The sequence below is a fragment of the Pseudomonas vranovensis genome, from assembly GCF_040438935.1.
Classification (GTDB): Bacteria; Pseudomonadota; Gammaproteobacteria; order Pseudomonadales; family Pseudomonadaceae; genus Aquipseudomonas; species Aquipseudomonas vranovensis.
On the sequence record NZ_CP159259.1, the window covers coordinates 876,101 to 894,565 of the forward strand.

Genomic DNA, 18,465 nt, shown 5'->3' on the forward strand with positions numbered 1-18,465 from the left:
AGCGCGGGGCAAGCCCGCTCCTGCAGGGAACTGCAGGAGCGGGCTTGCCCCGCGATGCTTTCAGGTATCATGCCGCTTTACCCCTCGATGATACCCACGCAATGACAACCCTTTCCCAAGCCCTGCAAACCTGCGACATGCTCCTGGTCGACGGCTTGCACGCCTTTGACTTCACCTTCGACGACACCGGCCTGCACATCGAAAGCATGGATGGCCGTGCCCTGAAGAAGTGGTCCTTCACCCCTGAGCAGATCGCCGCCGCCCGTGCCGACGGCCAGGACTGGCTGATCGCTGCCGACGCCAGCGAGCATCGACTAGTCTGTATGAGTGCCTTTCGCGCACCGGACGAGGATGACGATGAAACGCCAGCTGACGACCCTGCTGATCGCTAGTGCCATGAGTGTATGTGCCACCGCCCACAGCGCGCAGTTGCTGGTGGGCAGCTACACCGATGGTGCCAGTGAGGGGTTGTACCGTTATGCCTTCAGCAGCGTCAGTGGCCTGATCGGCGAAACGCCGTTGCAGGTGCTCAAAAGCGAAAACCCTTCCTGGTTGGCCCTGTCGGTGGACAAGCGCCTGCTGTTCGCGGTCAACGAGAACGGTGATGGCAAGGGCCAGGCCAGCAGTTTTTCCGTCAGCGCCAAAGACGGCACCCTGAAGCCATTGAGCCAGGTCAGCAGCGCCGGCGACGAGCCAACCCACGCCAGCCTCAGTCACGACCAACGCTACCTGTTCGTCGCCAACTACGGCGTGCAGCCCACGCCTGGCGGCAGCCTGAGCGTGCTGCCAGTGGACAAGGCCGGCAAGTTGCAGGCGTCGGTACAGCAGGACCGCCACAAGGCCAGCGGCGCCAATCCGCAGCGCCAGGCCGGGCCGCATGTACACTCGGTGGTGTCGTCCCCCGACGGGCATTTTGTCTTCGCCAGCGACCTGGGCGCCGACAAGGTGTTCATCTACCGCTACGACGGGGCCAGCCCCAAGCATCCGCTGAGCCCGGCCGAACCGCCTTCGGTTGACCTGCCGCCCGGCAGCGGGCCGCGTCACCTGGCGTTCAGCAGCGATGGCAAACAGGCCTACCTGACACTGGAGATGAGCGCCCAGGTGGTGGTCTTCGAACACAACGACGGCAAACTGACCGAACGCCAGCGCCTGCCATTGACCGAGCAGAGCGATGCCGCCGCGAAGGCGGCGGGTGCCTTGCACCTGTCGGCCGACGGGCGATTCCTGTACGTCAGCAACCGTGGTACGGCCAACGAGATTGTGGTGTTCGCCGTGGATGACGACAGCGGCAAACTGATGAAGGTGCAACAGCGCGGCGTGGAGGGCGACCACCCCCGCGAGTTCACCCTCGACCCGTCGGGCAAGTTCCTGTTGGTGGCCAACCAGAAGAGCAACGAGATCGTGGTGATCCGCCGCGACCCACGCAGCGGCATGCTCGGTGAAACCGTACAGAAACTGCCCCAGGCTGCGCCGTCCGACCTGAAGTTTGTCGACTGACTATCAACCGCCTTGATAATGGCTACTGCTGCAATGAATTTCTGTGCGCCGCGTCAGCGGCGTAAGTTTGGACCAAGGCCCGAGACGGCCACTTCAAACCACAGACTTCGAGGTCCGCGCCATGAACTTCAACATCTTCCCGGTCATCGCCGCTTCTGCCATTTCTGCTTCGGTTGTACTGCCTGCCCACGCTCAGGTTGAAATCAGCGAGCGCACATCCTCCACTCCCAGCTACACCCAGAAGTACCTGCAGCAAAGTGCTCACTTCTATGCGGCGCTGGACCCTAAGTCGCAGCATTGAAGTTGATCACGGGGCAAGGCCGCTCCCACTGGATCTGTGGGAGCGGGCTTGCCCCGTGATCAATCTGCCTACTTAGCCATAACCGCCTTGAACAACGCCGACTCCAACCACCCTTGCAGCCAGGCACGCAGGCGCGGGTAGGGCGCCTCGGCGAACCACTGCGGCTCGACCCCGGCAAACTGACGCATCAACGGCATCAATGCAGCGTCCGCCAGGCTCGGATGTTCGGCGAACAGATACGTGTGCTGTGCCAGTAGCGCTTCCAGCTCCACCAGCCAGCCCTCAGCCTGTTGGCGATAGTGTTCACGCGAGTGTTCCGGGTAACGCTCGGCGTACTTGTACAGGTTCACCTGAAGCTTGAAGTCGCGGTCGTTACGCACAATCAACGCATCGGTCGCCTGCGCCGCCTCAGGGTCGCTACGCAGCAACCAGTCTTGCGGGTCATGCCGGGTCAACGCCCAGCGCATGATCTCAAGGCTCTCATCGAGCACGCCTTCACCCGTATCCAATACCGGCACCGTACCCTTGGGCGAAAGCACCAGCAGTTCGGCAGGCTTGGCCTTCAGGCTTACTTCGACAACCTCCACCGGGCACTCGGCATAGCGCAGCGCCAGGCGCGCGCGCATAGCCCACGGGCAGCGGCGAAACGAATACAGGATCATCCGCTGACCTCCACACTGCTCAGGCCGTTGCCCTGGCGTCGCACCTGGATCTGCACTGGAATGCGCTCATGCATCTCCTGCACGTGGGAAATCACCGCGACCTTGCGGCCCTGGGCCTGCAGGCCATCCAGGGCATCCATGGCCAGTTGCAGGGACTCCGGGTCCAGACTGCCAAAGCCTTCGTCGATAAACAGCGATTCGATGCGCAGGGTGCTCGACGCCATCGATGCCAGGCCCAAGGCCAGGGCAAGGGACACCAGGAAGGTCTCGCCGCCAGACAGCGAATGTACCGAGCGCAGTTCGTCACCCATTTCGGTGTCCATTACCAACAGGCCGAGCAGGCTGCCGCCCCGCTTGAGGCGATAGCGGCGGGCCAGTTGGCGAAGTTGGGCGTTGGCGTGGTGTACCAGCAGGTCGAGGTTGTAGCCCTGGGCGATCTTGCGGAAGGTATCGCCGGTGGCCGAGCCGATCAGGGCGTTGAGCCGTGCCCAGCGCTGCCACTCGGCATAAGCCCGGGCGATTTGCTCGGCCAGGGCCTGGTTGGCCTGTTGCCGACGTTGATCGTCGGCTTGTTCGGCGCGCAGCTCGGCGCAGGTTTGTTCGCTGATCGCAAGCTGGCCTTGCAGGCTTTCAACCGCCTGTTCCAGCGCCTCGGTCGGCAGTTCGGGCGTGGCCAGGGCCTGATGTTGTTCCAGGCGTTGCTGGCGCTCCTTGAGCAGGATCTGCGCTTGCTCCAGGACTTTGTCGCTGTCCTGCAGGCGCTGGCGCAAGTGGGCGACGGCATTGTCGTCGAGCGCCAGCAGTTGCTCTAGACCACTGTCATCGAGCTCGGGATGTGCCCGACGCCACTGCTCGATCTGCGCGCGGACTTCATTGCCTTCCTGCTCCAGCGTGTTCAGGCGTTCCTCGTTGGCCTTGATCCGGGCGGCCAGCTCGATCAGCTGTGCCTGGGTATCCTGCAATTGGCGGGCAGCCTGGGCGTCGAGGTGGCGGGCCTGTTCCACGGCGTGTTCCAGGTGCTGTTGCCACTGCTCGGCACTGGGTTGCTCGCCGATCAGGGTGGTCAGGCTTGCCTGGCTGGCATGTTGCTGGCGTTCAAGTTCGACGTACTGCTGCTGCAGTTCCTGTTGCCTCTGCACGCGTGCCTGCTGCTGAAGCTGTGCTTTGTCCAAGGTCTGCTGGCGCTCGCCGAACTCTTGCTGTTCATCCTTTTGCCGTTGCAGCTGGTCCAGGCGCAGGGCCAGTTGCTGGTCCAGGCGCAGGAAGGTCGCGGCCGGTGCCTGGCGCAGGTCGTCGAGAATATCGGCTGGCAGTACGTTGGCGAAACTGCCCAGGTCTTGCTCCAGGCGTTCCTGATCGGCAGCCAGGGCCTGTTGTTGATGGCTCAGTTGCTGATTGGCCTGCTGGCAGGCTTCGGATGCAGCGTGCAGTTGTTGCTGCAGGCGAGCGGCGTCTTTTTGCAAGGTCAGCAGGATGTTCTGGCGTTGCTCGTCGCGGCTGATATCGTCGTTCAGGCGCCGTGCCTGCAGTTCCAGCCAGCCTGTACGCTGGCTGAGGTCTTGCTCGCAGAGCACAGGGAAGAGTTCATGGGCCTGCAGGGCGGGCGCCAGAGCCTGTTGTTGCTCGGCCAGTTGCTCCTGCTGGTGCAGGTACTCCTTGATCTGGCCGTTGACGCCGCCCAGTTGCGTACGCAGCTCGTCGAGCTGCTGTTTCAGCGCATCGACTTCCTGCTGGGCGTTGCGCTCTTCGTCCTGGTCATGCCGTCCCAGGCTCTGCAGCAAGGCTTCAGGTTGATGGTAGGGGTGCTCCTGGCTGCCGCACACCGGGCAGGGCTGGTCATCCTGCAATTGTGCGCGCAATTCCTCGACGCTCTGGCTGCGAGCCAGGCGCTGGCGCTCCAGCAGTTGCCGGGTGACGTCAAGCGCCTGCTCTGCGGCGGTCAGCCGGGTCTTGCCGCTGAGGCCTTCGCTGATCAGTTGCTCGCGTTGCTTGAGGGCAGCCTGCTGGCGTTCGCGCAGGCCGGTGAGGCGCTGATCCAGGTCCTGCTGTTGGGCCCAGAGACGGCTGAGTGCTTCCACCTGGCGTTGCTGCTGGCGGTTTTTCTGCAGCAGTTCGCCAAGCAGTCCGACTTGTTCGGCCAGGGCATCGGGCTCGGCCTGGGCTTCGTGATAGAGCAGGGCGATGGCGGCGCGCTGTTGCTCCAGCGCAGCGCTGGCTTGCGTGGCCCGGTCCTGCAGGCTGGGCAGTTCTGCACTCCCCTGGCTCAGTCGGTTGCCCAGTTGCATCAGTTGTTGCAGGCGATCGCGATAGGCGTTCCAGGCATCGCCCAGGCTTGCCAGAGAAGCGCTTTGGGCCAGTTGCTCGCTGATCTGGCCAAGGCGTTGCTCGGTCAGTCGTTGTTGTTCGAGCACGTTGTCCAGCTGCTGCTGGCCCTCGCTGCAAGCAAGCTCCGCCTGCTGCTTGAGGTGTTGGCAGTTGCTCAGTTCCTGGGACAGGCGCGCCAGGGTGTTCTGTTCGGCAAAGGCCTGGCGCAGCAACGGGGCGCTTTCACTCTGCCGAGCCAACGCTTGTGCCAGCGCCTGCTGGGCGTCGACCTGTTGCTGCTGCAACTGCTGCTGGTGGGTAAGCAACGCGTCGTGCTGCACCTGCTGGGCACTGATGCTGGCAGCCAGGGGTGACAGTTGGCTGTCGAGCGCCTGCTGGCGGGCGAACTGATGCCGCTGCGGCGCCAGGTGCTCCAGGCGCTTCAGGTTCAGGCGCTCGCCGTGCAGGCTGTCGCTGTGCTGCCGGGCACTGTGCAGTTGCTCGCTGCTGTTTTGTACCTGGGCCTGCAACTGCAGCAACTCGGTCATCCACGCCCGTTGCAGTTCGAGCTGGCGCAGTTGCGCCTGTTCACCCTTGAGTTGTTCCACCGCCAGGTTATAGCGCTGGTCGAGATCGGCACGGGCTTCGGGCGTCATCGGCATGACGCCGGCGGCCTGGCCCTGCAGGGCCTTGTGGGCTTCCTCGGCTTCCTTGCTCTTGCTGTAGGCGCGGCGCCCCAGCTGGCTGTAGATCGCCGTGTTGGTGAGTTTTTCCAGCAGCTCGCTACGGTCTTTGTCGTCGGCCTTGAGGAAGGCGCTGAACTCGCTCTGGGCCAGCATCACGGCGCGAGTGAACTGTTCGAAGTTCAGCCCCAGGCGCGACTCGATCAGCTGTTTGTACTCAGCCTTGCTCTGGTTGCTCAGCAGTTGGTCGCTGTCCAGGTCGTGCAGGCTCTGGCGGCTGCCCTGCAGTTTGCCATTGGCTTTATCGCGAGCGCGGTTGGCTTCCCAACGGGCACGGTAGCGGCGCCCGTCGATGCCGACGAAGTCGACTTCGGCAAAGCCGCTGCCGGTACCGCGGCGCAACAGGGTGCGCGGGTCACTGGTGAGGATGTCGCTGTCGACTTCCGGCAGCTTGGTTTCGCGGCCGATGTTGCTCAGCCGCGGTACCGCGCCGAACAGTGCCAGGCACAGGGCATCGAGCAAGGTGCTCTTGCCGGCGCCGGTAGGGCCGGTGATGGCGAACAGGCCGGCACTGGCCAAGGGCTCGGCGGTAAAGTCGATTTCGAAGGGGCCGGCCAGGGAGGCCAGGTTCTTCAGGCGGATGGCAAGAATCTTCATGGCTGCTGCTCCTCGTGCTGGACGTCCTGCAGCAACAGGGCGAAATCGGCCAGGGTCTGTTCGTCCACGGCGCTGCCGTAGGCCTGGGCCCAGGCGCGGCTGAACAGCTCGTGCGGGGTCATCTGGCCCAGCTCCACCAGCGCGGCTTCATCGAGGTCCTCGCCTGCGCGGTTACCCGCATATTCAGCGCCGATGCGCACCAGGCGTACGGCTCTACCCTGCAGGGCGGTTTCCAGTTGCTGGCGCAGGTCGGGCTGCGGCTCGTCCAGTTGCACCCGAATCTCCAGCCACGGCTGGCGCTGCGGGTCTTCGAGCAGGTCGACCACCGGCAAGCCGGCCAGTTGTTCGAGGATTTCGGTCAGAGGCGCTGGGCCCAGGCGCTGCAAATGCACCGCCCGCGGTACCAGGCGCGACTCGACGCTGGCCAGGCTGGCGCCGTCCAGTTCGATCTCGAGGATCTGGTGCTGATAGCCAATCTCGGAAAACGACAGCGGGATCGGCGAGCCGCTGTAGCGGATACGCTCTTCGCGGTTGACCCGTTGCGGCTTGTGCAGGTGTCCCAGGGCCACGTAGCTGATGTCCTTGCTGAACAGGCTGGCAGGCAAGGCCTCGGCGTTGCCGATGATCAGGCTGCGTTCGGAGTCCTCCGAGATCGAGCCGCCGGCCATGTGCGCGTGGCTGACGGCGATCAGTGCCTGGCCCGGCTTGCGTCGCTCCAGCGCGGCATCGATCAAGCGCTCGTGTACTTGACGGATACCGCGCAGGTAATCGTCGCCCAGGTGGGCGCCGGTCACTTCGGCCGGGCGCAGAAAGGGCAGGGCCAGGCACCAGGCGGCGACCTTGCCGCGGGCGTTGGTCAGTGGGATCAACAGGCGGTCGCTGTCGAGAACGCCTTCGTCGAGCCACTGCACCCGGCCCAGAGCGTGGGTGCGCAGGCGCCGCATCAGCGGTGCCGGCAGCTCGATGCGCGAGCCGGAGTCATGGTTGCCGGCAATCATCACGATGTTCAGCTTGGGTTGCTGTTCGTGGGCCTGGACGATGAAGTCGTAGAGACGCTCCTGGGCTTTGACCGGCGGGTTGACCGTGTCGAAGATGTCACCGGCGATCAACAGGGCATCGGGCTGGCGCAGCTTGAGCTGGCCGAGCAGCCAGTCGAGAAAGCAGGCGTGTTCGAAATCGCGTTCCTGGCCATGCAGGGTTTGTCCCAGGTGCCAGTCGGAGGTGTGAAACAGACGCATGAGGGGTTCCGCAGATTGCCGGCACAGCGCCCGGGGGGCTGCGCCTGAAGGTTATTTGGGGTAGAGCGGCGGCAGGCTGCCGTTGTCGCTTGCGGCCGGCTGGATCTGTTCGGCCGCCGGTATGGTGCCGATGGCACGCCAGAGTTCATCACCCTGCCAATACTGCCCGGTTTCGCTGTAGAGGGCACCGTTCAGACCGTCCAGTGCATCGGACAGTGGCACGAAGCGGGCGGCCATTTCGGCCAGGGTTTCCGGTTGCTGGCGTGCCCAGGCATCCAGGGCCTGGCGAGTGGCCTGGGGGTCGTTGGCCTGGCAGGCGCGCTTGAGATCGTCCAGCAAGGTGCGCGGGCTCGGGCCGGTCTGCGCGGCGCGTAACACCGCTGGCTGCGAGCGCGCCCGCCACCAGAGGGCAAAGCCCAGCAGGGTGGTCAGGGCCAGGATAAAGGTGCTCAGTTGCCACGGCCACAGCGGGTACCCGCTGGTGCTCAGGGGATCAGTGCTGGCTGGCTTGTCAGCGCTCAGGGCCGGGTTGTCCTGGATCTGCAGGCTGCGCGCCGGCAGGCTGCTGTGCTCCAGGTGGTCTTCGCGGGTATTCCACCAGAACACTTCCTGGGCCGGCAATTCGAGGCTGCCGGCGTGGGTCGGCACCAGGGCTTCGCGTTCTTCGCGGATACCGAGCAGGCCACGGTCGTTGACCTGGTTGCGCAATTGCGGCTGGTCGGGGTAGCGGCGCAGGCCGACCACTTCGGTAGCCGGCAGCGGCGGCAGTTGGGCGCTGGACAAGCCCTCGGCCTGGACAATCACGGTACGGGTCAGAGAGTCGCCGATCTGGGTCTGTTGCTGGGCCGGATCCGGGCTCCAGTGTTCCTCCAGGCTCAGGTTGCTGGTCGGCAGCCAAGGGGCGTTGGCCGGGTAGTCGGAAGGGATCGGATTGACCGTGAGCACCAGTGCCGAAGAACTCACATGCACCTGTTTGCCGGCCCGGGGGGCGTTCAGCTCCTGTTCGGCATCGGTCTGGGCGGCGGTGGCGCTGAAGGTCAAGGCGGGGATCTTCAGGTCGCCGCTGTGCTGCGGGTAGATTGCGTAGCGCATTTCAATCACGCCATGGCGTACCCCGTCGATGTCTTTCTCGAAGGTGCGTGATTCACCCAGCGGTTCGACCTTGGCGTCGGCCAGTTGCAAGGGGCTCAGGCTGCTGTCGTCGTACAGGGGCACCGAGTGATAGATGCTCAGGGTCAGTACGGCCTGGGCCTGTACATAGACTTCAGGCTGGTCGAGGCTGGCGTCGATGAATACCGGGCCGTGGTTTTCATTGTTGGCCGCTTCAACCAGCACCTGCAGGCTGATCGGCTCACTGCGCAGATCACCGATCTGCAGCGCCGGGACCTCCACGCTGCCGCTCTGGCGCGGCAGCAGGGTGATGATCCAGCGGGTACCGCCTGCCTGATCGTCAAGGCTGTTGAGGCTGTTGACCTGGCGGGTGCCGCGCACTTCGAAGCTGGCGTCCAGGGGGCTCAGGTCGGGCTTGCCGAATTGGGTCACATCCTGGGTCTGCAGGGTCAGCTCCAGGGTTTCGCCCGCGTTCAGGCGGGTGCGGTCGACCGTGGCAAGCAACGCCGCGGCCTGTACCTGCAGGCAAAGAAAGAGGCCGAGCACAAAGACGCAGACGCGACTCATTGATGGGGTTCCTGATGCTGTTGCTGTTCGTACCAGAATTTGCGCCGCAACAGCTCGGACGGGTTGTCCGGGATCTGCCGCAGCCATTGTTCCAGGGCCTGGCGCTGTTCGGCATCCAGGGTGCTGTCCAGCGGCCGTTTGGGCGGCTGGGTGGTTTGTTCGTCATCGCCATCGCCATTGCTGGCCAGGTTCTGCGCCTGTTCGGCGGCGCTGTCGGCCTCCTTGTCGGCGTCGCTGGGCTGTTGCGCAGGCCTCTCGCTGGCCGGGGCCTGGTTGTTCTGTGCGCTGCTGGCGTTATCTGCCTGGGCTTCGGGCGTGCTCTGCTCCGTGTCCTGGGGAGGCTGCTTGGGCTTTTCGGCCTGGCGCTCCTGCATCAGGCGTTCGACCAACGCTTTGTTGCTCAGTGCGGCCTGCAGTTCCGGTTGACGCTCAAGCGCCTGTTCATAGGCGTCGACGGCGGCCTCCAGCTCACCGCTGCGGGCCAGGGCGTTACCGCGATTGTAATGGTCGGCGGCGCTGCTGCCCTGGGCGAAGAGGCGGGCCGCGCCATTGAAGTCGCCCGCTTCATACAGGGCCAGGCCTTTCCATTGGCGGTCCTCGAAGTGCTCGGCGGCTTCGGCTGGGCGCTGTTGTTCGAGCAGCCGCTGGCCTTGCTGGTCGGGCCGCAGCCACAGGTCATTGAACTCGAAGGCATGGCTCGGCTGGGGGAGCACCAGTAAAAGCGGCAGGCAGAACAACCAGCCGCGGCGCCCGGCGCAGGCAGCGAGCAGAAGCAGTGGCAGCAACAGCCAATAGCCCTGGTCGGCCCAGCTGTCCAGTTGCAGGGTCTGGCCATCGTCACGCAGGCGTTTTGGGGTGTCGAACAGGCGCAGGCCGCGCAGGTCCAGGTCATCGATACGGGCGCTGCGGTAGCGCCCACCGGTGCTGTTGATAAATGATCGCAGGCTGGCGCTGTCCAGGCGGGGCATGAGGATGCCGCCCTGATCATCCTTGAGGAATTCACCGTTGGCCTGTTTGACCGGAGCGCCCTCGGCGCTGCCAATCCCCAGCATCAGCAGGCTGGGGCCCTGTCGTCCGAGGGCCTGGCTGATCCCTTCGCGCTCCCGGGCGCTCAAGGATGATCCCACCAGCAGCAGGCGGCCCTGGCCCAGGCCTGCCTGGGCCAGCAGGGTCAGCCCCTTGCGTACAGCCAGATCGGCGCGCTGGCCGGCCTGGGGCATGATCGATGGGGTGAGGGCTTCGAGCAGGTTGCGGCTGGTTGCCAGGTCGTCCGATAGCGGTACCAGCGTATGGGCGCTGCCGGCATAGACAATAATGGCGGTCTGGCTATCGCGACGATGTTCGAGCACATCGAGGATCTTGCGCCGGGCTTGTTCCAGGCGGCTGGGCTGGGCATCCTCGGCGAGCATCTGCGGGGTCAGCTCCAGCAGGATCACCAGTGGGTCGGCCGGGCGCTGCCGGGTTTCTTCCAGGCGCTGCCAGCTGGGGCCCAGCAGTGCCAGAACGGTGAGCAGCCAGGCCAGGCCCAGGGCAATCCACGGCAATTTGCTGGCGCGGCCAGTACCACCGCCGAGCAATACGGCATGGAAGCTGGGTGGCAGGATCATCTGCCAGCGACCGGCGCGTTTTTGCCGGTGCCAGAGTTTCCACAGCAGCCAGGCGAGCAGCGGCACCACGATCAGCCAGGCAGGGCGCAACCATTGCGGCCAGAGGTCAATCATCGGCGTCTCCTCAGGCGCAGGCGTTTGAGCCGCTCGCGCCATTGCGGGTGCGGGGCGAGAAAGCCCGGTCGACGCGCCAGGCGCTGCGACAGACGTTGCAGTAGCCGTTGCAGCAGGTTATCGGGCCATTGCTCGCGCATCACCAGCAACAGGCTGAGCCACAAGGCCAGGGCCAGGGGCCAGCTGTACAGCGCCTGGGCGGTACGTGCCTGGGTGGGCTGCTGGGCCACAGGCTCCAGGCGGTCCAGGGCATTGTCGATGGCCTGCAGTTCTTCACCGTCACGGGCACGGAAGTAGGTGCCACCGGTTTGTTCGGCGATTTCGCGCAGGGAGGCTTCGTCCAGGTCGAGGCTTGGGTTGATACCGAGCAGGCCCCCCGTGCCGGACGCTTCCGGGTCGGCGCCGATGCCGATGGTGTAGATGCGGACGTTCTCCTGGGCGGCCAGGCGCGCGGCGGTCAGCGGGTGTATCTGCCCGCCGTTGTTGGCGCCATCGGTCACCAGCACCAGCACGCGGCTCTGGGCCGGGCGTTGGCGCAGGCGCTTGAGGGCAAGGCCAATGGCATCGCCGATGGCCGTGTTTTTCCCGGCGATGCCGATTTGCGCTTCATCGAGGAAGGTGCGCACGGTGTGGCGATCGAACGTCAGCGGGGCCTGCAGGTAAGCCTGGCTGCCGAACAGGATCAGGCCCACGCGGTCACCCTGGCGCTCTTCAAGAAAATCGCCGAGCAAGGCCTTGACCAGGCTCAGGCGGCTGACTTCGTCGCCCTGCCAGTGCATGTCGGGAAAGTCCATCGAACCGGAGACATCCACCGCCACCAGCAGGTCGCGACCGCTGGCGGCCACCGGCAAGGGCTCACCCAGCCACTGTGGGCGGGCGGCGGCGAACAGCAGCAACAGCCAGACCAGCACGAAGGGAGCCTGCTGGCGCCAGGTTGGCAGGTTCAGGCGCGCCCGGCGCCCGGCCAGGCCTTCGAGTTCGTCGAGAAAGCTGATTTTGAGTACCGGCTCGCCACTGTCGGCGGCAGGCAGCAGCAGGCGCGCCAGCCAAGGCAGCGGGAACAGCGCGAAGATCCACGGCCAGGCCAATTCAAACATGTTTGCGGATCCATGTTTCGACCGCTTGGTTGAGCCCGGCAATGGCCTTGTCGTCGAGCTTGCACTCGGGCTTGTAGGCGCCTTCTACCAGCACCATCCAGCGGGTCAGCGCCGGCGGCCGGGCAGCGGTTGTCGAGAAAGGCCAGCCACTGACGACCGTTGAGGGTATGGCTGTGGCTTCCGGGGTAATGGTTGCGGCACAGGCGCTTGAGCAGGGCGTTGATCTGCTGCAGCCAGGCGCCGGCCGGTTCGCCGTCGTAGGGTTTGGGCAGGCGGGCAAGCTCGGCCAGGGCTTCGACGCGGATCGGGTCCAGTGGCAGTTCGGCGCGCACGATGGGTTTTTTGCCCAGGCGCCAGTGGCGAAAGCGCCACAGGCCCCAGGCCAGCAGCGGCAGCAACGCCAGCAACAGCCACCATCCCGGCGCCAAGGGCCACCAGCCAACAGGAGGTGGGGCGATCAGCGGTTGCAGTTGCTCCAGTGAGTTCACTGGGCTTTCCCCGGTCGTTGCGCGTTCAAATATTCGCGCAGTTGTTCGATCATTTCGCTTTGAGTGCTCAAGGGCATCAGCACCACCCGCAGTTTTTGCGCCAGCAGTTCCCAGCGCTCGATGCGTGCGTCGCTCTGTTGACGGTAGCTCTTGCGCAAGGTGGGGTCGAGGGTGTCGAGCTCAAGCTGGGCTCCGTGCTGGGCAAAACGCAGCAGGCCGGCAGCAGGCAGCGCGTGGTCCAGAGGGTCGGACAGCGGCAGGAGGAGCAGGTCGCAGTGACGGGCCAGCAGGCTCAATTGTTGCTCCACGGTCGGGCTCAGGGCGCGTTCGTCGCAGATGATGATTGCCAGACTTCCCGGGCGCAGCACCTCGCGGGCGCGGCGCAGGGCAAGGCCCAGGCTGTCGGCCTGGGGCTGGGCCTCGGTGTGCAGCGACTGGTTGACCCGGGCCAGGCGGTTGAGCAGTTGCAGCAGGCTCTGCTTGCTGCGCCGGGGCTTGATTTCATAGTGCTCGTTGTCGCCGAACACCAGGCCGCCAATACGGTCGTTGTGGCCCAGGGCGGCCCAGCCGATCAGGGCAGCGGCCTGCGCGGCAAGCACCGACTTGAACATCAACCCCGAACCGAAGAACAGGCGCTGGCTCTGCTCCACCAGAATGAAAATCGGCCGCTCGCGTTCTTCGTGAAACAGCTTGGTGTGTGGCTCCTGGGTGCGTGCAGTCACCCGCCAGTCGATGTTGCGCACATCGTCGCCGGCCTGGTAGACCCGGACCTGGTCGAAATCGACCCCGCGGCCACGCAATTTGGAGTGGTGCAGGCCCACCAGCGGGCTGCGCTGGCCGGGCCGGGAGAACAACTGCACTTCGCGTACGCGATGACGCATATCGATCAGCTCGGCGAGGCTGATACGGATTCCGGGCGCGGCCAGCAGGCGATCGGGCATGGGCTCAGGCGACGGCGACGACGTCGAGGATGCGCTGGATCACCCGGTCCTGATCGATCCCGGCGGCCTCGGCCTCGAAGGAAAGAATGATGCGGTGGCGCAGCACGTCGAACAGCACCGCCTGGATGTCTTCGGGGCTGACAAAGTCGCGCCCGGCCAGCCAGGCGTGGGCCCGTGCGCAGCGATCCAGGGCAATGGAACCACGCGGGCTGGCGCCGTAGGCGATCCAGTCGGCCAGCTCCAGGTCGAACTTGGCCGGGGTGCGGGTGGCCATGACCAGTTGCACCAGGTATTCCTCTACTGCGTCGGCCATGTACAAACCGAGGATTTCCTTGCGTGCAGCGAAGATCGCCGTTTGGCTGACCCGTCGCTCGGGCTTGGCCTCGCCATTGAGCGCCTCGCCGCGGGCCTGCTGGAGAATGCGGCGCTCCACCGAGGCATCCGGGAAACCGATCTTCACGTGCATCAAAAAGCGGTCGAGCTGGGCTTCGGGCAGCGGGTAGGTGCCTTCCTGCTCGATCGGGTTCTGGGTGGCCATTACCAGGAACAACGGCGACAGCTCATAGGTGCTGCGCCCGACGCTGACCTGGCGCTCGGCCATGGCTTCGAGCAGGGCGGACTGGACCTTGGCCGGGGCGCGGTTGATTTCGTCGGCCAGTACCAGGTTGTGAAAGATCGGCCCTTGCTGGAAGACGAAACTGCCGGTTTCCGGGCGATAGATTTCGGTGCCGGTGATGTCGGCCGGGAGCAGGTCGGGGGTGAACTGGATACGATGGAACTCGGCCTCGACGCCTTCGGCCAGTTCCTTGATGGCCTTGGTCTTGGCCAGGCCCGGGGCGCCTTCGACCAGCATGTGGCCGTCGGCCAGGAGCACAATGAGCAAGCGCTCAACGAGTTTTTCCTGGCCCAGGATCTGGGTTGAAAGAAAGGTGCGCAGCGCGATCAGCGCCTCACGGTGTTCCATCGTTGACGATTCCTGGAAATAAGCCAGGGCGTACCGCGTGAAAGCGCCCGGGCGGGGGCTGATACTTTAATGCATCCGGGGGGCTGGGGACTAATGGCGTCGCGTAAATTTGTGCAGTTGGAAAAGCATCGCGGGGCAAGCCCGCTCCTACAGGAGCGGGCTTGCCCCGCGATCACGTCACTCAGTTCTTGAACTTGGAGTGCTTGTAGCCCTGGTCACACAAGGCAAACACCACCACCAGCACCGCAGCGACCGCCAGGATCACCACCACGCCATCGGTGGAGTGGGTCGCGGAGCTGGCCACCAGAGCCAGGCCACCCAGCGGCGCCAGGCCACCGGCTACAGCGGTGCCGATTTCACGCCCGGTACCGAAGCCCGAGGAGCGGGTCTGGGTCGGGAACTGGCGGCTGAGGAACGAGCCTTGTGGCGCAAACATCATTGGTGCCAGCAGGCCGGTACCGATGGCGATGGCCAGGTAGATCATCATCGGCTCGCCGGTGTTGAGCAGGGCCAGGAACGGGTAAGCGAACAGCACCGAGAAGATGCCGCCCAGGATCAGCACGTTCTTGCTGCTCCAGCGGTCGCACAGCCAGCCGAAGAACGGCACGGCAAAGATCGCCACCAGGCTGGCAATGGTCACCGACAGCGAGGTGACATGGGCTTCGACGCCTTTGAACTGCGTCAGGTAGGCCAGGGAGAAGGTCTTGAAAATGTAGCTCAGGGCGTTGTAGCCGATAGCCACGAAGAACACCACGGCCAGACCCTTGAGGTCATTCTTGAACAGCAGCTTGAGCGGCGAGACCTGATCTTTTTTCGGGGCCTTGTCCAGTTCCTTGAAGTCCGGGGTTTCCGGAATGCTGCGGCGTACCCACAGGCCTACACCCACCAGCACGATGCTGCAGATGAACGGAATACGCCAGCCGCCGGCCAACAGGAAGTCGTTGCCGTTCATGGTCAGCAGGTAGACGGTCAGCGACGATAGCAGCAGGCCCAGGTTCAGGCCCAGCGCCGGCCAGGCGCCCTGGCTGCCGCGCTTGCCTTCGCTGGCGTGTTCGTAGGAGGTGACCGCCGCGCCCGCAAGCTCGGCACCGGCACCCAGGCCCTGGATGATGCGCACGAAGACCAGGATGATCGGCGCCCAGATGCCAATCGTGGCATAGCTGGGGATCAGGCCGATCAGGGTGGTACACACACCCATCAGGCAAAAGGTGATGACCAGTACCTGTTTGCGGCCGAAACGGTCGCCCAGGTAGCCGAACAGGACGCCGCCGAACGGCCGGGCGATAAAGCCGATGGCGAAGGTGGAGAAGGCCAGCAGCGAGGCCACGGCCGGGTTGCTGGCGTCGAAGAAGATCTTCGAGAACACGATCGCCGCCATGGTGGCGTAGAGGTAAAAGTCATACCACTCCAGCATCGAGCCGAAGATGGTGGCCGCCGCGACTTTGCGCAGGCGCTTCTTTTTCTGTTCCGGAGTTTCTGTCGCGGCCGCAGCCGCCTCATGTACCGACATGGGAGGTTTCCTTTTTGTCTTTGTAGTTATGTGTGCAGCAGGGTTTCAGCGAGGTTTGAGTATCTTGTCGGCGATCATCTGGCCGATCGGGATGGCCGAGGTGGCGGCCGGTGACGGCGCGTTGCAGACGTGAACCATGCGTGGCGTCTCGGCGAACAGGAAGTCATGCACCAGGGTGCCGTCGCGCATCACTGCCTGGGCACGGATGCCGGCTTCATAGGGCAGCAGGTCTTCGATGTTCAGTGACGGGCAGTACTTGCGGCACTGCTCCAGGTAGCCGCCCTTGAACAGCGAGTTCTTCATTTCGGTGGTGCCGGAACCCAGGTTGTTCCAGAGGGTTTTCCAGAAGCCGGGGAAGCGTGCGTACTCGGCGACATCGCGCCAGTTCACCGAGAACTTCTTGTAGTTCTCGCGGCCCAGGCCCAGTACGGCGTTCGGCCCGACGGTGACGCTGCCGTCGATCATTCGCGTCAGGTGTACACCGAGGAACGGCAGCTCCGGGTCGGGGATCGGGTAGATCAGGTGGTTGACGATGTCGTTCTTGCTCGCCGGCAGGCGGAAGTATTCACCGCGAAAGGGGATGATCTGGTGATCGATCTTCACCCCGGCCAGCGCGGCCAGGCGATCCGATTGCAAACCGGCGCACGCCACCAGTTGGCGGGCACGCCAGACCTTGTCGTCACTGCTGATGGTGACGCTATCGTCGTTCTCGACAATTGCCTGCACCGTGGTCGACAGGTGTACTTCGCCGCCTGCGGCCTGGATCACCCGGGCCATGGCCTGGCAGACCTGCTTGTAGTCGACGATGCCGGTGGCATCGAGGAACAGTCCGCCCAGGCCAACGATGTTCGGTTCGCGGCGCTGCAGCTCGGTGGCGTCCAGGCGCTCGACCTTTAAGCCGTTTTGCTGCGAACGCTCGTACAGGGCGTGCATGCGTTGCACTTCCAGCGGCGTGGAGGCCACCAGCAATTTGCCGCAGACGTCGAACTTGATCTGGTGCTCGGTGCAGAAGTCCTTGGTGGCCTGGGCGCCACGCTTGCACAGGTCGGCCTTGAGGCTGCCCGGGGCATAGTAGATGCCCGCGTGGATCACGCCACTGTTGTGGCCGGTCTGGTGCCGGGCGAGGGTGTTTTCCTTCTCCAGAATTACCAGTGAGGCGCCAGGCTGGCGTTCGAGCAGCGCCATGGCGGTGGCGAGGCCGACGATGCCGCCGCCGATGATGCAGTAGTCGTAGATCATGCAGGTGTCACCTTGGCTTGTTCTTATCAGAGAGTCTGCTTATCAGGTTGTCAGACTAAGTAGGTCAAACAAAAGGGCGCTGTGCACCAGCGCCCGCTCTATACGGCAAATATGGGTCAATCGATACTGGGCAAATCCAGCTTCAGGCGTTTGGCCGAGGCGCGCAGATGCGCTTCGGCGCAAGCGGCCGCGGCCTGGCGGTCGCCATCGGCAATGGCCTGGTACAGCGCCTGGTGCTCACGGTTGGCATCGGCCGAGCCCCCTACCGAGTGGACGGCGGAGTTTTCCCAGGCGGTCCTGCGCGCGGCAGCCAGCTGCCCGCGAAGAAAGTCGTGGAAGGCAATGAAGTAATCGTTCTTGCTGGCTTCGGCGATGGCGCGGTGGAAGGCGACGTCGGCGGCTGCAGCGGCGGCAAAGTCGCTGCGTTTGTCGAGCATTTCCTGCAGGGCCGTGTTCATGCGCGCCAGGTCCGCGGCATCGCGGCGCTGGGCGGCAACGGAGGCAGCCTGGGTTTCGATCCACAGGCGCACTTCAAACATCTGCACCAGGTCCGGGCTGCGGCCCTGGGCGGAAGGGAAGCGGAATACCGTGCCGGTCGGGGTTTGGGAAATGTACGAACCCAGGCCCCGGCGGGCGATCAATACCCCGTCTGCCTTGAGCTGGGCCACCGCCTCGCGCACCACCGAGCGGCTGACGTTCAGCTGTTCGGCCAGTTGCTGTTCGGTGGGCAGGCGCGATTCGGCCGCCAGGCGCCCGGAATCGATCTCTGCACGGATGGCCCCGACGACGCGTTCGACCAGCGTATCGGGGCGCTGAAGCTCAAGCATGGGGTATTGCTCATTGATCAGGTTGTCAGACAATGCCTATGGCACGGTTTCTTGTCAAGAAACCGCAGCGTCGTCTACAGCTCGCTGATGTAGGTGCCGGTGCCCTGGAGGATGTTCTGCAGGGTCTCTTCGACCTCGGCCAGGTCGGTGCCATCGCTGCTCAGGGTGATCTCGAGATGATCATCGCCGTTGAACACATCGGCATCGCCCGGTGCCACTTCGATCAGCAGGCGGGTGGCACTCAGGGTGACCTTGAGGCCATCGACGGTGCTGGGCTCGTCATCCAGGGTGATGTCCACCGTGTCTTCGTCCGGGTAGCGGGTCATGAGGAACATCTGGCCCTTGTCGCTTTGGCAGCACAGGGTGGCCATGTTGTCTTCTTCATCATCGCAAGGGGTGGCGAAGAGCAGGGCGGTGGTCAGTTGCATGGGCAGCTCGATAAATAAGTTGAAACACGATTCTGCCAGTCTTCGGCCCCCGGATAAACGTGGTGTTGCACCTCAATGTCCGAATATGTCGCAGCACCGCAAGCAGGGGCGGGCGGGCACTCGTTAAGCTGCGCTGTCGATGGACACCCGTAAAGACACAGCCCCTCTGGCGCAGTCGTCTTTGCAGATGCCCATCCGTGGAAGGGGGGATGTGACCCATGAGTCGCGTTT

The 18,465-nt window shown here is 64.4% G+C and carries 15 protein-coding genes and 1 pseudogene; 3 read left to right on the forward strand and 13 right to left on the reverse strand.

Annotated features, from left to right (window positions below):
- The first annotated feature begins 101 nt into the window (after nt 1-101).
- From ABVN19_RS04140 to ABVN19_RS04150, 3 genes are all read left to right on the forward strand, one after another.
- Nucleotides 102-392 (forward strand): DUF5629 family protein, encoded by a 291-nt coding sequence (locus tag ABVN19_RS04140; RefSeq protein WP_028945850.1) that lies wholly within the window; start codon nt 102-104, stop codon nt 390-392.
- Nucleotides 358-1,497 (forward strand): lactonase family protein, encoded by a 1,140-nt coding sequence (locus tag ABVN19_RS04145; RefSeq protein ID WP_028945851.1) that lies wholly within the window; start codon nt 358-360, stop codon nt 1,495-1,497. The genes ABVN19_RS04140 and ABVN19_RS04145 overlap by 35 nt, the downstream gene beginning before the upstream one ends.
- 121 nt (nt 1,498-1,618) lie before the next feature.
- Entirely contained in the window at nt 1,619-1,798 is a 180-nt protein-coding gene (locus tag ABVN19_RS04150) for a hypothetical protein (protein ID WP_105642324.1), read from the forward strand.
- A 68-nt stretch (nt 1,799-1,866) separates the two neighbouring features.
- Here ABVN19_RS04150 and ABVN19_RS04155 read toward each other — a convergent pair whose 3' ends face one another.
- The 13 genes and pseudogenes from ABVN19_RS04155 to ABVN19_RS04215 all read right to left on the reverse strand — a co-directional run bounded on the left by ABVN19_RS04155 (nt 1,867) and on the right by ABVN19_RS04215 (nt 18,234).
- Nucleotides 1,867-2,460, reverse strand: coding sequence for a glutathione S-transferase (locus ABVN19_RS04155; RefSeq protein WP_105642323.1), 594 nt, complete (start codon nt 2,458-2,460; stop codon nt 1,867-1,869).
- Entirely contained in the window at nt 2,457-6,104 is a 3,648-nt protein-coding gene (locus ABVN19_RS04160) for an AAA family ATPase (protein WP_105642322.1), read from the reverse strand. The genes ABVN19_RS04155 and ABVN19_RS04160 overlap by 4 nt, the downstream gene beginning before the upstream one ends.
- Nucleotides 6,101-7,342, reverse strand: a complete 1,242-nt coding sequence (locus ABVN19_RS04165) for an exonuclease SbcCD subunit D C-terminal domain-containing protein (RefSeq protein WP_105642321.1) — start codon at nt 7,340-7,342, stop codon at nt 6,101-6,103. The genes ABVN19_RS04160 and ABVN19_RS04165 overlap by 4 nt, the downstream gene beginning before the upstream one ends.
- Nucleotides 7,343-7,393: 51 nt before the next feature.
- The gene (locus tag ABVN19_RS04170; protein ID WP_028945854.1) at nt 7,394-9,019 is read right to left on the reverse strand and encodes a BatD family protein; all 1,626 of its coding nucleotides are present in this window, start codon (nt 9,017-9,019) and stop codon (nt 7,394-7,396) included.
- Nucleotides 9,016-10,740 (reverse strand): tetratricopeptide repeat protein, encoded by a 1,725-nt coding sequence (locus ABVN19_RS04175; RefSeq protein ID WP_105642320.1) that lies wholly within the window; start codon nt 10,738-10,740, stop codon nt 9,016-9,018. The genes ABVN19_RS04170 and ABVN19_RS04175 overlap by 4 nt, the downstream gene beginning before the upstream one ends.
- On the reverse strand, nt 10,737-11,837 hold the full coding sequence (locus ABVN19_RS04180) for a VWA domain-containing protein (RefSeq protein ID WP_028945856.1): 1,101 nt from the start codon (nt 11,835-11,837) through the stop codon (nt 10,737-10,739). Before ABVN19_RS04180 ends, ABVN19_RS04175 begins: the two co-directional genes overlap by 4 nt.
- A pseudogene (locus tag ABVN19_RS04185) lies at nt 11,830-12,325 on the reverse strand (DUF4381 domain-containing protein). The gene ABVN19_RS04180 and the pseudogene ABVN19_RS04185 overlap by 8 nt, the downstream one beginning before the upstream one ends.
- Nucleotides 12,322-13,266, reverse strand: coding sequence for a DUF58 domain-containing protein (locus ABVN19_RS04190; protein ID WP_028945858.1), 945 nt, complete (start codon nt 13,264-13,266; stop codon nt 12,322-12,324). The pseudogene ABVN19_RS04185 and the gene ABVN19_RS04190 overlap by 4 nt, the downstream one beginning before the upstream one ends.
- Before the next feature lie 4 nt (nt 13,267-13,270).
- On the reverse strand, nt 13,271-14,230 hold the full coding sequence (locus tag ABVN19_RS04195; RefSeq protein ID WP_028945859.1) for a MoxR family ATPase: 960 nt from the start codon (nt 14,228-14,230) through the stop codon (nt 13,271-13,273).
- A gap of 181 nt (nt 14,231-14,411) precedes the next feature.
- Complete coding sequence (locus ABVN19_RS04200; RefSeq protein ID WP_105642319.1) at nt 14,412-15,740, reverse strand: MFS transporter; 1,329 nt, start codon at nt 15,738-15,740, stop codon at nt 14,412-14,414.
- A gap of 45 nt (nt 15,741-15,785) precedes the next feature.
- Nucleotides 15,786-16,979, reverse strand: coding sequence for an L-2-hydroxyglutarate oxidase (gene lhgO, locus ABVN19_RS04205; RefSeq protein ID WP_105642318.1), 1,194 nt, complete (start codon nt 16,977-16,979; stop codon nt 15,786-15,788).
- Between the two features lie 116 nt (nt 16,980-17,095).
- On the reverse strand, nt 17,096-17,806 hold the full coding sequence (locus tag ABVN19_RS04210; RefSeq protein ID WP_028945862.1) for a FadR/GntR family transcriptional regulator: 711 nt from the start codon (nt 17,804-17,806) through the stop codon (nt 17,096-17,098).
- Between the two features lie 74 nt (nt 17,807-17,880).
- A complete protein-coding gene (locus ABVN19_RS04215) occupies nt 17,881-18,234 on the reverse strand; it encodes a hypothetical protein (protein WP_105642317.1) in 354 nt (117 codons plus the stop codon).
- Between the last annotated feature and the right edge of the window lie 231 nt (nt 18,235-18,465).

Excerpts from the sequence above, each read along its gene's own strand:
- lhgO (WP_105642318.1), bottom strand. The coding sequence starts at position 16,979 with ATGATCTACGACTACTGCATCATCGGCGGCGGCATCGTCGGCCTCGCC.
- ABVN19_RS04215 (WP_105642317.1), bottom strand. The coding sequence starts at position 18,234 with ATGCAACTGACCACCGCCCTGCTCTTCGCCACCCCTTGCGATGATGAA.
- ABVN19_RS04210 (WP_028945862.1), bottom strand. The coding sequence starts at position 17,806 with ATGCTTGAGCTTCAGCGCCCCGATACGCTGGTCGAACGCGTCGTCGGG.
- ABVN19_RS04150 (WP_105642324.1), top strand. The coding sequence starts at position 1,619 with ATGAACTTCAACATCTTCCCGGTCATCGCCGCTTCTGCCATTTCTGCT.
- ABVN19_RS04155 (WP_105642323.1), bottom strand. The coding sequence starts at position 2,460 with ATGATCCTGTATTCGTTTCGCCGCTGCCCGTGGGCTATGCGCGCGCGC.
- ABVN19_RS04145 (WP_028945851.1), top strand. The coding sequence starts at position 358 with ATGAAACGCCAGCTGACGACCCTGCTGATCGCTAGTGCCATGAGTGTA.
- ABVN19_RS04170 (WP_028945854.1), bottom strand. The coding sequence starts at position 9,019 with ATGAGTCGCGTCTGCGTCTTTGTGCTCGGCCTCTTTCTTTGCCTGCAG.
- ABVN19_RS04165 (WP_105642321.1), bottom strand. The coding sequence starts at position 7,342 with ATGCGTCTGTTTCACACCTCCGACTGGCACCTGGGACAAACCCTGCAT.
- ABVN19_RS04140 (WP_028945850.1), top strand. The coding sequence starts at position 102 with ATGACAACCCTTTCCCAAGCCCTGCAAACCTGCGACATGCTCCTGGTC.
- ABVN19_RS04195 (WP_028945859.1), bottom strand. The coding sequence starts at position 14,230 with ATGGAACACCGTGAGGCGCTGATCGCGCTGCGCACCTTTCTTTCAACC.
- ABVN19_RS04160 (WP_105642322.1), bottom strand. The coding sequence starts at position 6,104 with ATGAAGATTCTTGCCATCCGCCTGAAGAACCTGGCCTCCCTGGCCGGC.
- ABVN19_RS04180 (WP_028945856.1), bottom strand. The coding sequence starts at position 11,837 with ATGTTTGAATTGGCCTGGCCGTGGATCTTCGCGCTGTTCCCGCTGCCT.
- ABVN19_RS04190 (WP_028945858.1), bottom strand. The coding sequence starts at position 13,266 with ATGCCCGATCGCCTGCTGGCCGCGCCCGGAATCCGTATCAGCCTCGCC.
- ABVN19_RS04200 (WP_105642319.1), bottom strand. The coding sequence starts at position 15,740 with ATGTCGGTACATGAGGCGGCTGCGGCCGCGACAGAAACTCCGGAACAG.
- ABVN19_RS04175 (WP_105642320.1), bottom strand. The coding sequence starts at position 10,740 with ATGATTGACCTCTGGCCGCAATGGTTGCGCCCTGCCTGGCTGATCGTG.